This is a genomic window from Alteromonas sp. CI.11.F.A3, assembly GCF_032925565.1.
Taxonomy (GTDB): domain Bacteria; phylum Pseudomonadota; class Gammaproteobacteria; order Enterobacterales; family Alteromonadaceae; genus Alteromonas.
Genome location: NZ_CP136708.1, coordinates 4450885 through 4467022 on the forward strand (window position 1 = coordinate 4450885; position 16138 = coordinate 4467022).

Below are 16138 nucleotides of genomic sequence, written 5' to 3' on the forward strand. Positions count from 1 at the left end.
GTCGCGAAAATAAAACCGCTTGAGCGTGAAATAGAGAAAGTTTTTAACAGCATTTTTCAGCGTATAGGAAATAATCATGTTTTCAAGTATACGTAGCGAGTGTCCAAACTGCGCAGAAGCGGGTGTTTTGCACATAGATGAACGTTATGTTCGTTGTGACAATTGCGATTTCGAACGCTTTAGTACTCAGGAAGAATTGGACCGCCATGTGAATGACGAAAGGTACAAGAAAAATCCCACCTCAGAACGTCTGGTCACTTTAATAGAAAAAGAACCCTACAGCCCACCAAGGTCAAGTAAGCCAAAGGGGATGAAGGATTTTTTTAAGTAAAGTAAAATTTACTAGAATCAGTTTGATAGGAATTTCAATGCCTCCTGCATCTGAGCTACAAATATCTTTAAGAAATGCGAGAGCTGCTAACGATGACCGCAAGATAAAGGCTGAAAGGAAGCGCCTGCATCGAGAAATGGAATTGAAAGAAGAAGCGGTTCAAATTGCCAAAGCGAACTCTAAAAAGGTTACAGCGGCACTTGTCATTTCAACTATCAGTTTGCTCATGTCAGCCTTCTCGTTTATTCATAAACTACTGTAGGAAAAAATCATGACTTCATTTCAAGGAAGAATTTCGAGCGCTAGGGATTATCTATCTAACAACTGGAAGGTCTTGTTTGTTAAAGGAAGTCTAGTAACCATTTTGGGCTTTGTAGGAATACTAATAGATAAGGAAGTCTGGCCAGAGGCTGGAAAACCAATGCCAGACAACAGTCGAGCATATTTGAACGATGTCAGAGCACATCATCATGAAGTTGGTCAATTACTTACCGATGTGATGACTACACCTGACTTATTGAAAAGCATTCACTTAAATTCTGGTGAGATTCCACAAGACTACATCAGCCAGAGTCAAACTCTGTTTGTATTTATTCAGCTAATGTTAAATCGTGCCTTCCACGCTGGGAGCACAGCAGAATTCATGTTTGCTGATATAAACAAAATGGAATCTTTCCTTCATGAATATAATGCTTTTCCTGATCTCGATAGGACTCTGGCTCAGCAGAAAAAAAGGTTGGATACTCAGAAAGAGGAATTAGACAAAACTATTTCACAGCTCTCAGAAAGTATGGATTCTGTAAAGGAACTGGTTGAAATGAATGAAACCATTATTAAAGCAAAGGAAAAAGTAGCCCAGGAACGGGAGAATAATCAGTTCAAGGCAAGCCCTGTGAATAGTAATAAAGGCAAATATGTGGTTTCAGTTAAATACTCCTCTCCGCCTAATCCATTAATGGTATTTACACAATCGGAATCAATCATAGCTGAGGTGGAAGATGTCAGGAAATACTATGAAAGCCTAGTTATCGCGTATAATGAAGAAGTGAAAAATCAGCAAGACAAAAAAACGTATCTAATAATAGCGATGGCATTTATAGCCCTACTTGTCGCAGTATTCAAAGATGTACGCGAATACCAAATGGAAGTCGATACGGATATGTTGAATCGGTTTGAAAGCAAACGTGATCAATTAGAGCAATCTGGTGAGCTGGCTGTTGCCATTGGTCGTGATGATCAGGGTCAATGGGCAGGAATACTTCTACGCAAGAATTACCAATACGCTGACCTAGTAGACCAGATTCGCTGGGCAAAAGTTGTTAATTACTGATATGGGAAATAGGTAAGTGGAATTTACAATCGTTTTTATTCTAATCATTTGTGCAGTCATATTTGTATCTATTAAACGGAATAATAGCTATAAGCGATTTCCTACGCTTGAGGAATACCTTGCAGACTTCCCAGAATGTAATACTGGAAATGGAATTAAATGCTTTTCTTGTGGATCTAAAAGCACTAAAAATTGGGGCGTTAATGGCAAATACGATATACGCCGCGAAATAACGTGCAATCAATGCGGCATCAATCTCTATAGAGAGTAAGATAGGAAACACCCATGAGCCCATATTTAGTATGATATTTCATTACTATAAATAATCCTCGTTTCGGAGCTTATTTTCATTTCAGTATGAAACTTTATCACTGCCCTACAGGTCCCATAATCTTCTCCTCTTTCTCGCTTCAATTTGGCATGCCAAATTGAAGGAACAACGTTCAAAAGATTTTTGAATATGTGCTATTTTTTCATTTATAATGTTCGCTGAAATAGCTGAAATCAAAGAGTATTTGTAGAAGGAATATCGCATGAACGAAATACAGATAGTAGGCCTGTTTGTTGTTATTGGTGGTGTACTTCTAATAGGGTATGTGATTAACAGACTCAAACACCATTAATATAAAATCTTTAATGCTGCTCCCCCCTAGTTTGACTAATCCAGCTAAGTTACTTGCTACCCAGTGTTTTATTAAAAAAAATCGCCCAAAAGGCTATTACTGCTAATATCATTAAATTGCTAACAATTACTGGTCCCATAACCTTCCCTCTTTTCGCTTCAATTTGGCATGACAAATTCAATAATAACTCAGTTTAACGCAAATATACTTCTGTAATTCCCTCTCTCAAATGGCCGAGCTCATGAGATACCGTTTTATACGCCAAGCTTCTTGATAACCCAGCTCTTTGAAGCTCCCTCATTCTTTCTTGTGCGTAGCTGTGTCTTACACCATGCGCTCCACTGGAACGGAACAATGTTCTTTTTGATGCAGCAGAGAAGCTGCTGGACCAATTATTACCCCCGCCAATGTTGTAGTGGGAACGGTAAAATACTCCTCTGTCTTTAAATTGCTGTGGTTGAGCTAATCGGCGTGATTCAAGTTTTTCCACCAGGTGAACGGGTATCAATACTTCTCTTTCCAATCCGCCTTTTCCAACTACCGTGTAGCGTATACCGTCACGAGCATGAAATAGAGTGGTTTTTGTTTCTTCTCTTTCCTTCCGATATTCAACTTCTCTATCATGAAGGGGCTTGAGTGTATAAAGTTCATGGGCTCGCAATCCTGCTGCGTGAGCTATTTGAGTCGCTATAGCGTGTTTTTCAGATTGTGCTGAAGCGATCATGGACACTTGTTGGCAGGTATACGCTCTGCCTTTTTCGATTTCATCTTTAGTCGATTTGACGAAAGATAGACGATCTTTTTTATCGGAAATATCCAGTGCTTTGGTTACATTGAGCATCATTGCTTGGATAGCTTGACGTTCCTGATCCAGTGTTTTTTGCCCTACTTCTTCAGAACGAACATCAAGGTATTGCTTGGCTTGCTCGGGAGTAAGCTCTCTTAAGCTGATGTTAAATTGTTGATTAACGTAACGAGCAACTTTCTTAAGGCAGTTAGTATACCCTCGGGCTGTGCCTATAGATTTGATCGGCTTATCTCGGCCTTGCATACGAGCCATAACTTTTACAGCTTGTTTCTGTGCAACACTTTCGGATTTTTGAGGGCTGAGTGAGCTTTTCCTAAACCTAGCCATTCTTTTTCACCCAGCGATATACCGTAGACCAAGCTACGTTTACTTTCTTTTCTTTAGCTAGAAACCGATGAATTTGGGCTGCTGTATTCCCCGCGCGATGAAGTGCAATGAGGGTATCTGAGTGGTCGTCTAAACGCGAGCGATAAAATCTCGGTTTTCTAATTGCTTTGGTTAACTGCTTTGCCTTTTCAGTCTCTTTTTGTACATCAAATTTTTCAATCATATTTTACCTATAATGAGCTGTTAGAAAATCATTCACTCATTGAGTGAATGCGGTCCCAGATGATAAATACCACCTGGGCCGTTTCGCCCCAGTTCGACGCATAGCGTCAGGCTCGGACTGATCTCGCCAAAATCCTCATTACGTGTAAACGGCAGCTCGAAAGCGCAGATTTTTAAGATCGCCAGAAAATGCGGCGCGGCATGATTTATAGAATATTGAATCTTTCTTGTGGGTCTTCGTGACGTGTTGAAGGCAGCTCGAAAGCGCCTATTTTTTTGAATCCGGAGCAGAAAGCTCTCGGTTGTTTCATGAGTAATAATAGGGCAACCCTCTCCCTTTGGCAAGGCCGGATTTTGTGCGTGTAAAATTATGCGCGCAAATGTTACAGGCCGCTGCGGACGGCCTTTAGCGCCAAGCCGCGAAGCGGTAAAGGCGCTATGAAAAGGGCCATTGCTCCTGATGCCCTTTTCCCAAAGGGGGTGGGTTGCCCGATGGCACGGTCTAAATTTAGGCTGGGATAAGCGAAAAGAGGGAAAGGTGTGACGTAGTCACACCTAGCATTTTTTACGTTGCTTTGCCCTATTTGCAACGGGAGGTTTTACCTCGTGGTAGCGGTCCTGTATGAGCATTGCCAAGTAGCCTTTCAAGGTCATATCTTCAGCTGCTGCCAGATCGTTCAGGTCATTATAGACGTCCCTATCAAGCTCGATGGAAAGAACATCTTTATTACGTCTTGAGCTCTTTTTTCGGAGGGCTGCTCTTAGGGAATTGAGTTGTTTATCTTGAAGGTAATTTTTGCACCAGGTATCCAGTTCTTTGGCTGTTGATTCATCGTTAAAGTTTATAGATCGGAACAAGGCCTTTGCCTCATCTTCTTTTTTTAAATCATCGAAGATGAGGTAGGTTGAATCGTTATGAAGCTTATTGAGTATATAAGCCCAAGCGTCTTTTTTGTTTTCGGGCGTTATAGAAAAGCGCATGTGCATCCCAGTTTGTGACAGTGTCACAGAGCATAGCACTTCCTGTGACACTGTCACATTAAAATTAGGCATGCCTAATTTTGAAACCACATATCGAATATAGATAATTTGAGCTTTGATGCTATTACGCGCTGAAACGTTAACGCTTATAGCCAAAAAAGAATCTTTAGCCCTATCCGCTTTTCATAAATCCTCGAAATCGAGATAGGTCGGCTCGTTCTTGAGTTGATTGAGGCTATATAAGCAGGCATCATTTTTTCGTCAGTTATAAAGCATTTGTATTCCGCGATATTGTGGCGATGCAAAATTCAAATTAGGCATGCCTAATTTTGAAAATATCCCTGGAGCATAGACAATCTTGCCATATGATAGCTCTGCGCGATGAAGCGTTAAAAAAACGAACATTTTCTTTCCATCAAGTATCTTTAAGTTCAAGTGCTCGCTTTTATTGAGATCACGTAAAACAATCCGTAAAGTATTCTACGTAAAAAAATTGGACGTTTGTTTATGAAAATCGGATATGCACGTGTTAGCTCGGAATTACAAAGTGAAGACGCTCAACTCGATGCGCTAGCTAACTGTGGATGTGAACGAATTTATCATGAAAAGATATCTGGTAAAGGAGTGAATCGTCCCGAATTAACACGTTTGCTTGACTCTCTTCGTACTGGTGACACAGTGATTGTTCAGAGACTCGACCGTCTAGGGCGCTCATTATCCGATTTAATTCACCTGCTAAGCGCCTTTAAAAAGAAAAACGTAGAATTTATTAGTCTGAATGAAAATATCGATACAAGCAGTGCAACTGGAGAATTGATCTTTCATTTGATTGGGGCAATCGCACAATTTGAAAGACGGCTCATCTCAGAACGAACTAAGGTCGGACTCGAGGCAGCAAAAGCTAGAGGGCGTAAAGGGGGGAGAAAGCCTAAATTAGGTCCTCAAGATATTGAAAAGGCGCGAGCGATGCTTAAATCAAATGAAATTACTAAAGCAGAAGTAGCAAAGCATTTTGGAGTGAGCCGACCAACATTGAATAACGCTCTCAATAAAACTTAAAGTATTGCTTATTCTGCCTCTTATTTAAATTGAGTAGTGCAGATAAGAGCAATTAGCGGACTCTATTGTTGACTTAGTAATTAACTACCTCTCACCATTAAATTTGGTGTCAATTCGTATAATAGAGGCATAGCTATTGGATATTATTTAAACTAGGTTAGTATCTAGCTTTCTCATTAATTAGTCCAAGCAGAATAATGTATATACCTTCAACGGAATTATCAGTTATTTCTTCCTCGGAACAATACGGTGTTTGGGCGGAGATGTATGATCATGGTAAAAGAGTGGCATTGATTGCAAAAATGCAGTCTAGTGCAATCAAAGCGATTCGGAATGGTTGTAAGATTGAAGTAATTATTGGCAGAGTTGCCAGCTCAAACCCGAAACTTTGTGTCGCTCTTAGAGTGTTTGATCTGTCTGAGGCACTTTTGATTCCAACTGCGCCAAGAACACATCGAGAAATTTTGGGAATAATTGGCATCACGAAAGGATTTAAGTTCAAGCTATCTATTTATAACGAAATAAACGCAGTCTGCTTTGAAAGTGAGTGCTCGATTTCTACCTCTTCCCGTTCATTTGGCTGGGAAGAATTATCTGGAGGGGAAGTAAAGCCAACATCGTCGATAGATGAAATGAACAAAGTACTGGATTCGTTTTGTTATGAAATTTCGCCGCACTATGGCACAACAAAATGGTTTGAATCTGAGTGTGTGGTTTGCGATGTATCCATGAGCAACATTAAAGAAATCCCTTTTTTGCTCGAGATGGCATCTAACGAATTATGTTATCAGGGTATCAACTCACAAGATCAAGGCGGCGATCAGGAACTTCAAATTGCCCACTTCTTACAAAACACTTTTATTCGTAACATTTATCACTCTCCCAATGTAACAACTGGTAAGAAAACGAGAGAGCTTACTGACATTCTTGCTTATACAGAGCAAAGAAACTTCTTAATAGAGTCAAAATCTATAGCAGTAGGGCCTGTATTGAGGGAAATTTCCCAGGAGCGAAGAATCTCAGCTCTGATAAAGCATGCTAAAAAAGCATTAGGACAGTTAGAAGGGAGTATAAAAGCGGTCAAGCGAAAAGATAGCCTCACTGATCTTTACGGTCGCGATATAAAACCTTTCACGACGGATTACAATCACGGCATTGCAGTTATTTCTGAGTTTATTCCTTCTGATAAGTGGCTGGAGGTCATCGAATTGATCGAAAAGTTGGCTGAAGAAAATAACGCTTATTTCCATGTCATTAGTTATCCAGAGCTAATTAAAACATTGAAAATCGCTGGTAGTCCCGATATCGATTTCGAGCAATGCCTGATTCAGCGATTTGAAGCTATGAGAGAGAACAGAACTTTGTATATTGAAGGCACGGATAGTTCGTTGCCTTTTTTATAATAAATTATATAGGCTCATGCACGATTAGTGCGCATTAAGTAACCTGGCTTTGAAAAGCTTCTCGATAAATGTCGGTCTAGAGCGTATAACGGAAATTGTAGCTAGATAACGTATAGGAGCTGTGAGATAAGGCGTGAAATGCTTGGTTAGGTCGTTTCATTACTAATTTAGCCGAGTATTCGCACCTATTGTTAGGATGCAATATTTTCGATGGAGTTGGAATAGATGATAAAAACTGTCGCAGAGCTGTTACAGGGCTTTATAGATGAAGAATCTGCTAAACTTAATGAGTATGAGTTGAAACATGGCCCAACAATTGGAGACATGTATGAAGGCCTTTCTGCGGATCTATTGAATAGAGCGATACCATCACATCTAGAACTAAAGGTTGTAGATGGATTCATAACTGACGGTGATGGTTTTTTATCAGGTCAAATGGACTGTATGCTTGTGCGTGGTGAGGGTGAAAAAATTCCTTACACGGACTCATATAAATGGCACGTTAAAGAGGTTTTAGCTGTATTTGAAGTCAAGAAGAACCTGTATTCCAAAGACCTAATAAACTCATTTTACAAACTTAGGCAAGTGTCTGAAGGTTATTCAAAATATCTCTTCAGGAAAGAGCATTCCGAAAATAAATTTTTGGACATTTCCCCTTCTTATAAAAATTTCTCTCAGTTAACAGGGATCACCGCTCCTCAATACAGCGATAGAAAAGTTCTTACAGGAGAAAATGAGCTTATCTATACGACACTATTTATGGAACAGTTAATGCCCATTAAGATCGTTCTAGGATATGACGGATACTCTTCAGAATTTGCTTTACGGAAAGGCATGGCTAAATTTTTGGAAGAAGAAGGTCAAGGGCGTGGATACGGCGTTCCTTCTTTCCCTCACTTGATTGTTTGTGGAAAGCATTCATTAATTAAGTGCAATGGCTTACCCTACATTTCTCCAATGCGAGACGGATATTGGGACTTTATGACATCAACCACGTGTAATCCTATATTACTTATCTTGGAGTTCATTTGGACAAAGCTATCTCTTGAATTCGACATGGGAATGCCATGGGGTGATGACATCGAAATGGAATGTTTAAACGAGTTTCTTCAAGTTAAACCAGTTATCGATGATGAACAGAAAGGGTGGATGCTCAAATATCGTGAACTTTCAAAAGAAGATCTGACTTCCGCAAAAACGTCAATCGATTGGCAACCCTTGGAAATATCGCCTCCAGTCTTTGCTATATTTACCCAGCTAATTCAAGCCGATGTTTGCACTACAGAAAAAGCGTTTATTGAGTTCGCAGAGGAGCAAAGCGATAATGTTGAAAAGTTTATAAAAGAAATTACTTCGACTAATGTTGTAAGCTTTGACGGCAAATTTTTGTCACTGTATTCCGAAAATCTAATCGCTTCAATTTTGCCAGATGGTCGTTTTGTAATTGCAGAAAATAACTCAGGCCGCTTTGACGCATGGTTGGCAAAATACTATTAATGAATCGAAACAGTCAATCATGCTTGCGTTAATCGCCAAACTCAGCAAGTGTAGCGCCTCTAACTAAAACACTGTTTACGTCCGTTGTTAGCGCAAAACCGAAGCTAGAACATAAAAAATGGACTGTACTCTCGTTGTCTATAGATATCATATCCACTGAATCACTTTCTTATTTTCCAAAAAAACCTTGATTCAACCTTTACTATACTTATTTTTTTATAAAATAACTAAATGAAAAACAGATACTTACAAAAATTAAAAAACCCCGATGAATTAAGGGGGGGGTTTCTGAGAATTTTTCGCTTCAATTCTTCACAATCTCTCCATTAACAATAAATGGAGAGTCCAATGAGCCTTTTTGTATCTCGCGATGAGCTTCAGGAACTCACAGGTTTCAAGAAAAAATCACTACAAATAAAGCAATTATCAAACTTTGGAATACCCTTTGAGGTAAACAGGCTTGGTTCGCCTGTCGTCTTGCGCTCTGCTATCGAAGACACTCTATCAGGAGCTAAATTGCCAAGGAAAAGAAGTAAATCTATAAACTTAGAATCGCTTCGAAAAGCAAAAGGAGACAATTAATGGGCAGAAAAAGAAACGGTAGTACTCATCTACCAGAACGAATGTATCTTCATAAAGGAACCTATTACCTTGTTAATAAAGACAGTAAGTGGCTAAACCTTGGCAAATCCCTGACATCGGCCATAGCTGAGTATCATAGGTTAGTACCTTCGCAGAGCTCAATAAAAACAATGGGAGAGCTTATTGACCGCTATATGGTTGAAATCTCGCCGACCAAGGCAGAATCAACATATAAGGGTGAAATACAAGAAGCTAAATTGCTTCGAGCAGCATTTGGGGAAATGTATCCTAAAGATGTTACACCTGTAGTGATATACGAATATATGGATTTTCGCAGCCAAACAGCGCCTGTACGCGTAAATAGAGAGGTAGCCCTACTATCTCATATGTTTAAGAAAGCGATGCGCTGGGGGCTCGTAGAGAGCAATCCTTGCAGAGACGTAGAAAGAAACCCAGAACGCCCTAGACATAGATATGTCACTGACGATGAACTACTGGCCTTTAAAAGCATTGTACCTGAGTGGCTGTCACTCTATATCGACCTGAAAAGCCTAACAGGGTTGAGACAAACAGATATGTTGTCGCTTCGGTTCGACTCATTTATTGAAGATGGATTACTTACCGGTATGAGTAAAACTGAAAAGCGTACTGGTAAAAAATACTTGTTCGAATGGTCTGATCAACTTAGAGCAACGCTTGATAAAATTCAGCAACTACCTGGAAAGGTAAAAAGTCTCTACTTGTTCAGTAACAGAAAAGGGCAACCATACACTGGCGATGGATTTCGCAGCATTTGGCATAACTGGATGGTTAAAGCGCTAGATAGAGAACTTTTATCAGAAAGGTTTCAAGAACGTGATATTCGTAAGAAAACGGCGAGTGATGTAGAGCTTGAGCATGCACAATTGCTCTTGGGCCATGAAAGTGTTAAAACAACTATCCGAAACTATAGATTGTTACCAATTAAGGTAAAGCCTTCTAAATGGTTTTTGGAAAAACCGGATTTATTTGGAAACTCGGGACTGGCTGGCAGATACAAAAAACCCCGCAATGTCTTGCAGGGCTTGATGTAATAATGGTGCCTCGACCCGGGATCGAACCAGGGACACGCGGATTTTCAATCCGCTGCTCTACCAACTGAGCTATCGAGGCAAAATCTTTTAGCGTTTGGGCGTTTGCTGCCTGTCTCGCTGTGGGTGCGTATTAAACGGATTTCCGACTAACAAGTCAACCGTTTTTGTCGGTTTTTTTTCGGTTTTGTTACCGTTTGCACATTGTTTATGCAAAATACGCTTTTTTGGTTACTTTTCAGGCGGAACATAGCCTTCAATTGTAGGTTCTACGCCGTCGAACAAGTAAGCCGACATACTTTGCTCTAAAAACTGTCTGGCGGTCGGTTCCATCATATTTAACTTATTTTCGTTAATCAGCATGGTTTGTTTCTTTTGCCAGTCGGCCCATGCTTCTTTTGAAATGTTGTCGTAAATACGTTTTCCTAGCTCACCGGGGTAAAGCTGAAAATCTAAGCCGTCGGCTTCTTTTTGTAAACGTTGGCAAAATACCACTCTACTCATTGTATGTCCTTAACCTATTCGATGCGCTAAAGCACATGCACTAATTGTTGAATGATTTTCTTAGTAGGCGCAGCTAAACCTACCTCAATAGGTTCATTAAACATAAACCATTGGGATTTTTGTTCTGCCACCTGCTTTCTGGGTACTGAGTTTATCACGGCAAACACCGGTGTTATATCCAAATGAAAGTGGCTAAAGGTATGCCTAAACGCAGCTTGGGTTTCAAATGAACTGGCTTCAATACCTCGCTTGGCAAGTTCAGCTTCGGCGCTTTGTATATCTTGGGCTTCAATAAAGCCATATAAACCACCCCACAAGCCGCTAGAAGGCCGCTGCTCCAAATAAACCTGCTGTTGGAACAATGGCACTATAAGTAACGTACTTCGCTCTGGTATGGCTTTCTTGGGCTTTTTACCAGGAAATTCAGTTTGTGCGCCTTGGGCATACGCTAAACAATCGTGTTGTAACGGGCACTCATCACACTTTGGCTTGCTGCGAGTACATACCATAGCACCCAAATCCATCATCACCTGCGTGTAGTTGGCACTGCGTTTTTCTGGCGTGTTCTTTTCTGCCACTACCCACAGTGCATTTTCTACCGCTTTTTGACCGGGCCAGCCGCCAATAGCATAGTAGCGAGCCAGCACGCGTTTCACATTGCCATCTAATATGGGGTGGCGCTGATTGCGCGAAATAGACAATACCGCGCCAGCGGTAGAACGCCCTATTCCAGGCAAAGCTATTACATCGTCTATGTTGTCAGGAAACGTACCGCCGTGCTGCTCTACAATTTGCTTCGCCGCTTTATGTAAATTTCTTGCGCGGGCGTAGTAGCCTAAACCTGTCCAATGGTGCAGTACATCATCTTGCGCTGCATCAGCTAGCTCCACCACGCTGGGGAAAGATTGCATAAACCGTTCAAAATACGGGATGACAGTAGTGACTTGTGTTTGCTGCAACATAATCTCAGACACCCACACTTTGTAAGGGGTAATATCTTGTTGCCATGGAAGGTGCTTGCGACCATGAATGTCGTACCAAGCAAGTACTCGTTCAGCAAAAGTGTTGGGGTTAACCGTATTTGTCATAAAAACTGCACAATGAATGACCTTTAGCTACATTTAATAGCCATTAGGTTTTATTGATAAATGGCCTGATATGTTAGCATGTCGAGGTATAAATGTATTTTAGGAGTCTTTGTGACCACCAGCGCCCCCGTTCTATTTCTACCCGGAACCTTATGCGACGAACGTGTTTGGTTGCCCGTTTGGCAACGCATGAAAATTTCCCAGCGTCGCTATGTGCCCTTACAGTGGGCCGCCACCAAAGACGACATGCTCGCGCTTACTTCTGACCGCGTCATTCAAGACGAAAAAGTACATCTTGTGGGCTATTCAATGGGTGGCTATATTGCAGCGTTATGGGCATCGCAAAATATGGAGCACGTGGCGTCTATTACGCTTATTGGATACGATGCCAAAGGCTTATCTAGCGAAGAAATAGCAAGAAGAAAGCAAATGGTCTCTATGCTGAGTAACGGTGAATTCAAGCCTGAAAACCCTGCCTATTTCGCTCGCTTTGTTCACACTACACATCAAGAAAATCCCGATGTTATGGGCGTTGTGCAGTCTATGGCCGAAGACTTGGGTAAAAATACCTTAGTGGGTCACACTCAAGCGACAACACCTAGAGAAGACCTGATAAAAGTATTCGCAAAATCAAAGGTCCCCGTTAATATCATTGCTGCGGATGACGATGAAATTGCACCACTAGGTTCGCTACAAGCAATGGCCGACAAAATACCTACTTCGAATATTTACAAAGTAGAAAATTCCGGACATATGATGCTGCTGGAACAACCCGAAAAGCTTGCTACACTGCTTAGCAATTGTATAGATGTTTAAAAAAACCGCATTTTATTCGCTCTTTATTGTGCTTTTAGTTAAATCTAGCGTTGCATAACATGCCGCTAACTGGATAATGCGCCACCAGTAAATTGGGGCAAGAAAGGTATTGCAAATGAGGCAATTCAAAAGCCAGGCCGAGGCTGAAGCCGCTGGTGTTCACGTAAGTAAAGTTAAAAGCTTCGTAAAGCGCGAAGGCCGCTTAACAAAAGCGCAAACTCGCGCCATTGAAGAATTTTGGCCAACCATGGGTATTGATTACCAAAATGCTGAACTCGACTTATCTGTGCTGTTCGGCAGAACCGCGCCAGTAGTCATTGAAATTGGCTTTGGTATGGGTAAATCTTTAGTTGAAATGGCCGCAGCTGCCCCTGAGAAAAATTTCATTGGCATTGAAGTGCATCGACCTGGCGTAGGTGCTTGTTTGGCTGAAGCTGGCGAACAGGGTTTAACCAATTTGCGCGTGATGGATCACGATGCAGTTGAAGTACTTAAGAATATGATCCCAGATGGTGGGTTGTCTCGACTTCAATTGTTCTTCCCCGATCCTTGGCATAAAAAGCGTCATCATAAGCGCCGTATTGTTCAGCCTGAATTTGCTGCCCTTGTGCTAACCAAATTAGAAAAAGGTGGCTGTTTCCATATGGCTACCGACTGGGAACCTTACGCAGAACACATGGCCGAAGTAATGGATGCAACTTCAGGTTATGCAAATACTGCACAAGAAGGTACCTATGTGCCTCGCCCTGAATATCGACCTATCACTAAATTTGAAACCCGTGGCCAAAAGCTAGGTCATGGTGTTTGGGATCTTATTTACGAGCGAGCGCAGTAATGATTTTAACGCCTCAAAGCCAACTATTAGAACGCAATATCAACATTTTTGAGCAAGGCGAATGGTTGTTTATCAACCCTTCTGATGCCTACTTCCTTGATGCCCTTAAGCATAAAAATGTCACGGTAATGCACCAATACTTCGACATATTTTCTGAATGTGTTCGAGTAATATCGTCATCAAGCTTTGATAGCCGCGATATCACTAAAGATGGTTTTGAGGTAGTACAAAAAGTGGGGTCGCACACTCATCATTTCACGCCATTTATGCGTAATGAGCATACCCATACTGACGTGCTAATTTTTCTGCCTAAAGCAAAATCTCATTTTCAAATGCTATTGCGCATGGCAGCCGGCATGGTGGGTCAAAATGGCCGCATCCATGTAGTTGGCGAAAACAAAGGCGGCATTAAAAGCGCTGCTAAACTCATGCAACCTTACGGGGTTACCCATAAAGTAGATTCTGCCCGTCACTGCAGTTTAATTACCACCATTGTTGAACAGCCTCACTTAGCGTTTGAACCAGAAGCTTGGCTTGAAACCGACACTTATGAGATTGGCAGCACAAGCTGGCCTGTGTGCTCTTTACCTGGCGTATTTAGTCATGGCGAACTCGACAAAGGCACCAAGCTACTGCTAGAAAAACATACTTCGGGTATGAGTGGCAATGTATTAGACTTCGCTTGTGGAGCTGGGGTAATTGCTAGTTACCTGATGCTTACCTACCCGCACTTAAAAATGCAGCTGTCAGATATTAGCGCCCTTGCAATTTATGCCAGTGCAATGACGTTAGCGGCTAATGGTCAATCAGCCACTTTGCATGCTGCGAACGGTTTATATGGCATCGAGGGGAAAGTACAGCATATTGTCACCAACCCACCATTTCACACTGGGCTTAAAACCGACTACACCATTACCAAGCGATTTATTGAAGACGCTCGTAAAATGCTAAGTCAAAACGGCACGTTGCAAATGGTTGCTAACCGTTTCTTGCCCTACCCTGGGCTGCTAGCTGAACACTTCCCTCGCGTGTTAACTACTGCACAAACCACACAATTTTCGTTATATCAGGCAGCATAGTAATAGCACTTTTACTAAAGCCTGTGCTAACGTAAATAGATTCCCCCTATATTCGATATATGGGGCTGAATATATGTCAGCCCTAATTCGCGCAACAGCTATAGAGCCCACTCAGAGGCCATAGGCGCGTTCATATAATACGAGGCGTTCGTGTGAAAATTGTATTCGCTATCTCTGAAGTAGAAGAACTGGTAAAAACAGGTGGCTTAGCAGATGTCGGCAAAGCACTTCCACTTGCATTAAAAGACGCAGGAGAAGATGTAGCCATTGTTATGCCTTACTACAAGGTATTAGCAGACTCGTTAGACTTACCTACGGCATGTGAAACACAAACGCTATTCACCGAATACAAGGTATATAATTTCGAAGTGCGAGTAATGGACTGGCATGGCATACCCGTATACTTTGTAGATTACCCAGAATACTTCATGCGTGAAGGCTTGTACTCCAACGCGTACGAGGCTTATGAAGACAATGGCGAGCGCTTTTGTTTCTTTAGTGGCGCAGTATTGGCCGCCCTTCAAGCTATTAATTATTCGCCAGATGTTATTCATTGCCACGATTGGCATACGGCCATGCTGCCTTACCTAACGGCCTACGATAACACAGGCTTTTTTGATAGAACGCGTACCGTGTTTACCATTCACAATGCCGCGTTCCAAGGGGTAAACCTACTTGAAAAAGTACCATTTCTACGCCATCACCCCGGCATTCTGGCACAGGTTCATGGCGGCTATATCAATATGCTTCAATCGGGTATCGAGTTTGCCACTAAAGTAACCACCGTTAGCCCCCATTACGCACAAGAGCTGTTAACCGACCTAGGCAGCCACGGTTTGCATGAACGTTTAGTTAGACGTAAAACTGACCTTTCCGGCATATTAAACGGGTGCGATTATACGCAATGGAACCCAGCTACTGATTCTTTCTTACCAGAACACTACGATGTAGATAACCTACTGCCTAAGCAAACCTGTAAGAGCGCCTTACAAGAAAAGTCTGGGTTGCCGAAAAATGTCAGCATTCCACTTATTGGTATGGTGTGTCGTCTTACCGAGCAGAAAGGTTTTGGCTATATTTTGCCTATTCTTGATGAACTGGTTCAGCATAATGTGCAAATCGTTATTGTAGGTACTGGCGATCCTAAAATGTGTATGGATTTGGGTGAATTTGCGCAGAATAATCCGTCTCAGTTCGCGTTTATTAATGGGTTTAGCTCAGAACACGCGCATCTTGTTGAGGCCGGCGCCGACTTCTTCTTAATGCCATCGCAGTTTGAGCCTTGTGGGCTAAATCAAATGTACAGTTTGGCCTACGGCACCATTCCTATTGTGCGCGCGGTAGGTGGTTTGAAAGACACTGTGGTGGACAATCGCCATAGCGAAGATGCCACAGGCTTTGTGTTTGAACAGCCACGCCCTGAAGCCCTGCTTGCCTGTATTCGTCGCGCTTTATTGTTTTATTACGAGCACCCAGTGAAGTTCAGAGAAATGCAGCAAAGAGGTATGAATACCCGCTTTACTTGGGAACGTGCCGCTGGTGAATATATAAAACTTTACGGATCTATGTTCGTTTAACTATGC

At 41.8% G+C, this 16138-nt stretch carries 17 protein-coding genes and 1 tRNA gene; 12 read left to right on the top strand and 6 right to left on the bottom strand.

What is annotated here, in order from left to right:
* Positions 1-76: 76 nt before the first annotated feature.
* Genes R1T43_RS19180 through R1T43_RS19190 form a run of 3 tightly spaced genes read left to right on the top strand, consistent with a single transcriptional unit; the run spans position 77 to position 1661 of the window.
* Positions 77-331 carry a hypothetical protein gene (locus R1T43_RS19180; protein ID WP_317351113.1) on the top strand — a complete coding sequence of 85 codons (255 nt, stop codon included), beginning with the start codon at positions 77-79 and terminating at the stop codon, positions 329-331.
* Between the two features lie 37 nt (positions 332-368).
* Positions 369-593, top strand: a complete 225-nt coding sequence (locus R1T43_RS19185) for a hypothetical protein (protein ID WP_317351115.1) — start codon at positions 369-371, stop codon at positions 591-593.
* 9 nt (positions 594-602) lie between these two features.
* Positions 603-1661, top strand: a complete 1059-nt coding sequence (locus R1T43_RS19190; protein WP_317351117.1) for a hypothetical protein — start codon at positions 603-605, stop codon at positions 1659-1661.
* A gap of 816 nt (positions 1662-2477) precedes the next feature.
* On the opposite strand, the gene R1T43_RS19195 is transcribed toward R1T43_RS19190, so the two are convergent.
* From R1T43_RS19195 to R1T43_RS19205, 3 genes are all read right to left on the bottom strand, one after another.
* Positions 2478-3419, bottom strand: coding sequence for a site-specific integrase (locus R1T43_RS19195; RefSeq protein WP_317351119.1), 942 nt, complete (start codon positions 3417-3419; stop codon positions 2478-2480).
* Entirely contained in the window at positions 3412-3642 is a 231-nt protein-coding gene (locus R1T43_RS19200; protein ID WP_317351121.1) for a hypothetical protein, read from the bottom strand. Before R1T43_RS19200 ends, R1T43_RS19195 begins: the two co-directional genes overlap by 8 nt.
* A gap of 554 nt (positions 3643-4196) precedes the next feature.
* Positions 4197-4778: a hypothetical protein gene (locus R1T43_RS19205; RefSeq protein ID WP_317351122.1), complete on the bottom strand. Its 582-nt coding sequence runs from the start codon at positions 4776-4778 to the stop codon at positions 4197-4199.
* Between the two features lie 351 nt (positions 4779-5129).
* Here R1T43_RS19205 and R1T43_RS19210 point away from each other — a divergent pair, with 351 nt between their 5' ends.
* From R1T43_RS19210 to R1T43_RS19230, 5 genes are all read left to right on the top strand, one after another.
* Positions 5130-5681, top strand: a complete 552-nt coding sequence (locus tag R1T43_RS19210) for a recombinase family protein (protein WP_317351124.1) — start codon at positions 5130-5132, stop codon at positions 5679-5681.
* A 197-nt stretch (positions 5682-5878) separates the two neighbouring features.
* On the top strand, positions 5879-7084 hold the full coding sequence (locus R1T43_RS19215) for a hypothetical protein (protein WP_317351126.1): 1206 nt from the start codon (positions 5879-5881) through the stop codon (positions 7082-7084).
* Between the two features lie 225 nt (positions 7085-7309).
* A complete protein-coding gene (locus tag R1T43_RS19220) occupies positions 7310-8581 on the top strand; it encodes a DUF6602 domain-containing protein (protein ID WP_317351128.1) in 1272 nt (423 codons plus the stop codon).
* A 348-nt stretch (positions 8582-8929) separates the two neighbouring features.
* Complete coding sequence (locus R1T43_RS19225; RefSeq protein WP_317351129.1) at positions 8930-9163, top strand: DUF4224 domain-containing protein; 234 nt, start codon at positions 8930-8932, stop codon at positions 9161-9163.
* Complete coding sequence (locus R1T43_RS19230) at positions 9163-10236, top strand: tyrosine-type recombinase/integrase (RefSeq protein WP_317351131.1); 1074 nt, start codon at positions 9163-9165, stop codon at positions 10234-10236. Before R1T43_RS19225 ends, R1T43_RS19230 begins: the two co-directional genes overlap by 1 nt.
* Positions 10237-10239: 3 nt before the next feature.
* On the opposite strand, the gene R1T43_RS19235 is transcribed toward R1T43_RS19230, so the two are convergent.
* From R1T43_RS19235 to mutY, 3 genes are all read right to left on the bottom strand, one after another.
* Positions 10240-10315 (bottom strand) — tRNA-Phe (locus tag R1T43_RS19235).
* Positions 10316-10464: 149 nt separating this feature from the next.
* Entirely contained in the window at positions 10465-10737 is a 273-nt protein-coding gene (locus tag R1T43_RS19240) for an oxidative damage protection protein (RefSeq protein ID WP_013785835.1), read from the bottom strand.
* Between the two features lie 26 nt (positions 10738-10763).
* A complete protein-coding gene (mutY, locus tag R1T43_RS19245; protein ID WP_317351134.1) occupies positions 10764-11825 on the bottom strand; it encodes an A/G-specific adenine glycosylase in 1062 nt (353 codons plus the stop codon).
* Between the two features lie 111 nt (positions 11826-11936).
* Here mutY and R1T43_RS19250 point away from each other — a divergent pair, with 111 nt between their 5' ends.
* From R1T43_RS19250 to glgA, 4 genes are all read left to right on the top strand, one after another.
* Positions 11937-12641: an alpha/beta fold hydrolase gene (locus R1T43_RS19250; RefSeq protein ID WP_211069066.1), complete on the top strand. Its 705-nt coding sequence runs from the start codon at positions 11937-11939 to the stop codon at positions 12639-12641.
* A gap of 115 nt (positions 12642-12756) precedes the next feature.
* A complete protein-coding gene (trmB, locus tag R1T43_RS19255) occupies positions 12757-13476 on the top strand; it encodes a tRNA (guanosine(46)-N7)-methyltransferase TrmB (RefSeq protein WP_317351136.1) in 720 nt (239 codons plus the stop codon).
* Positions 13476-14555 carry a methyltransferase gene (locus R1T43_RS19260; protein ID WP_317351138.1) on the top strand — a complete coding sequence of 360 codons (1080 nt, stop codon included), beginning with the start codon at positions 13476-13478 and terminating at the stop codon, positions 14553-14555. The genes trmB and R1T43_RS19260 overlap by 1 nt, the downstream gene beginning before the upstream one ends.
* Positions 14556-14707: 152 nt before the next feature.
* On the top strand, positions 14708-16132 hold the full coding sequence (gene glgA, locus R1T43_RS19265; RefSeq protein ID WP_317351140.1) for a glycogen synthase GlgA: 1425 nt from the start codon (positions 14708-14710) through the stop codon (positions 16130-16132).
* The last annotated feature ends 6 nt before the right edge of the window (positions 16133-16138 follow it).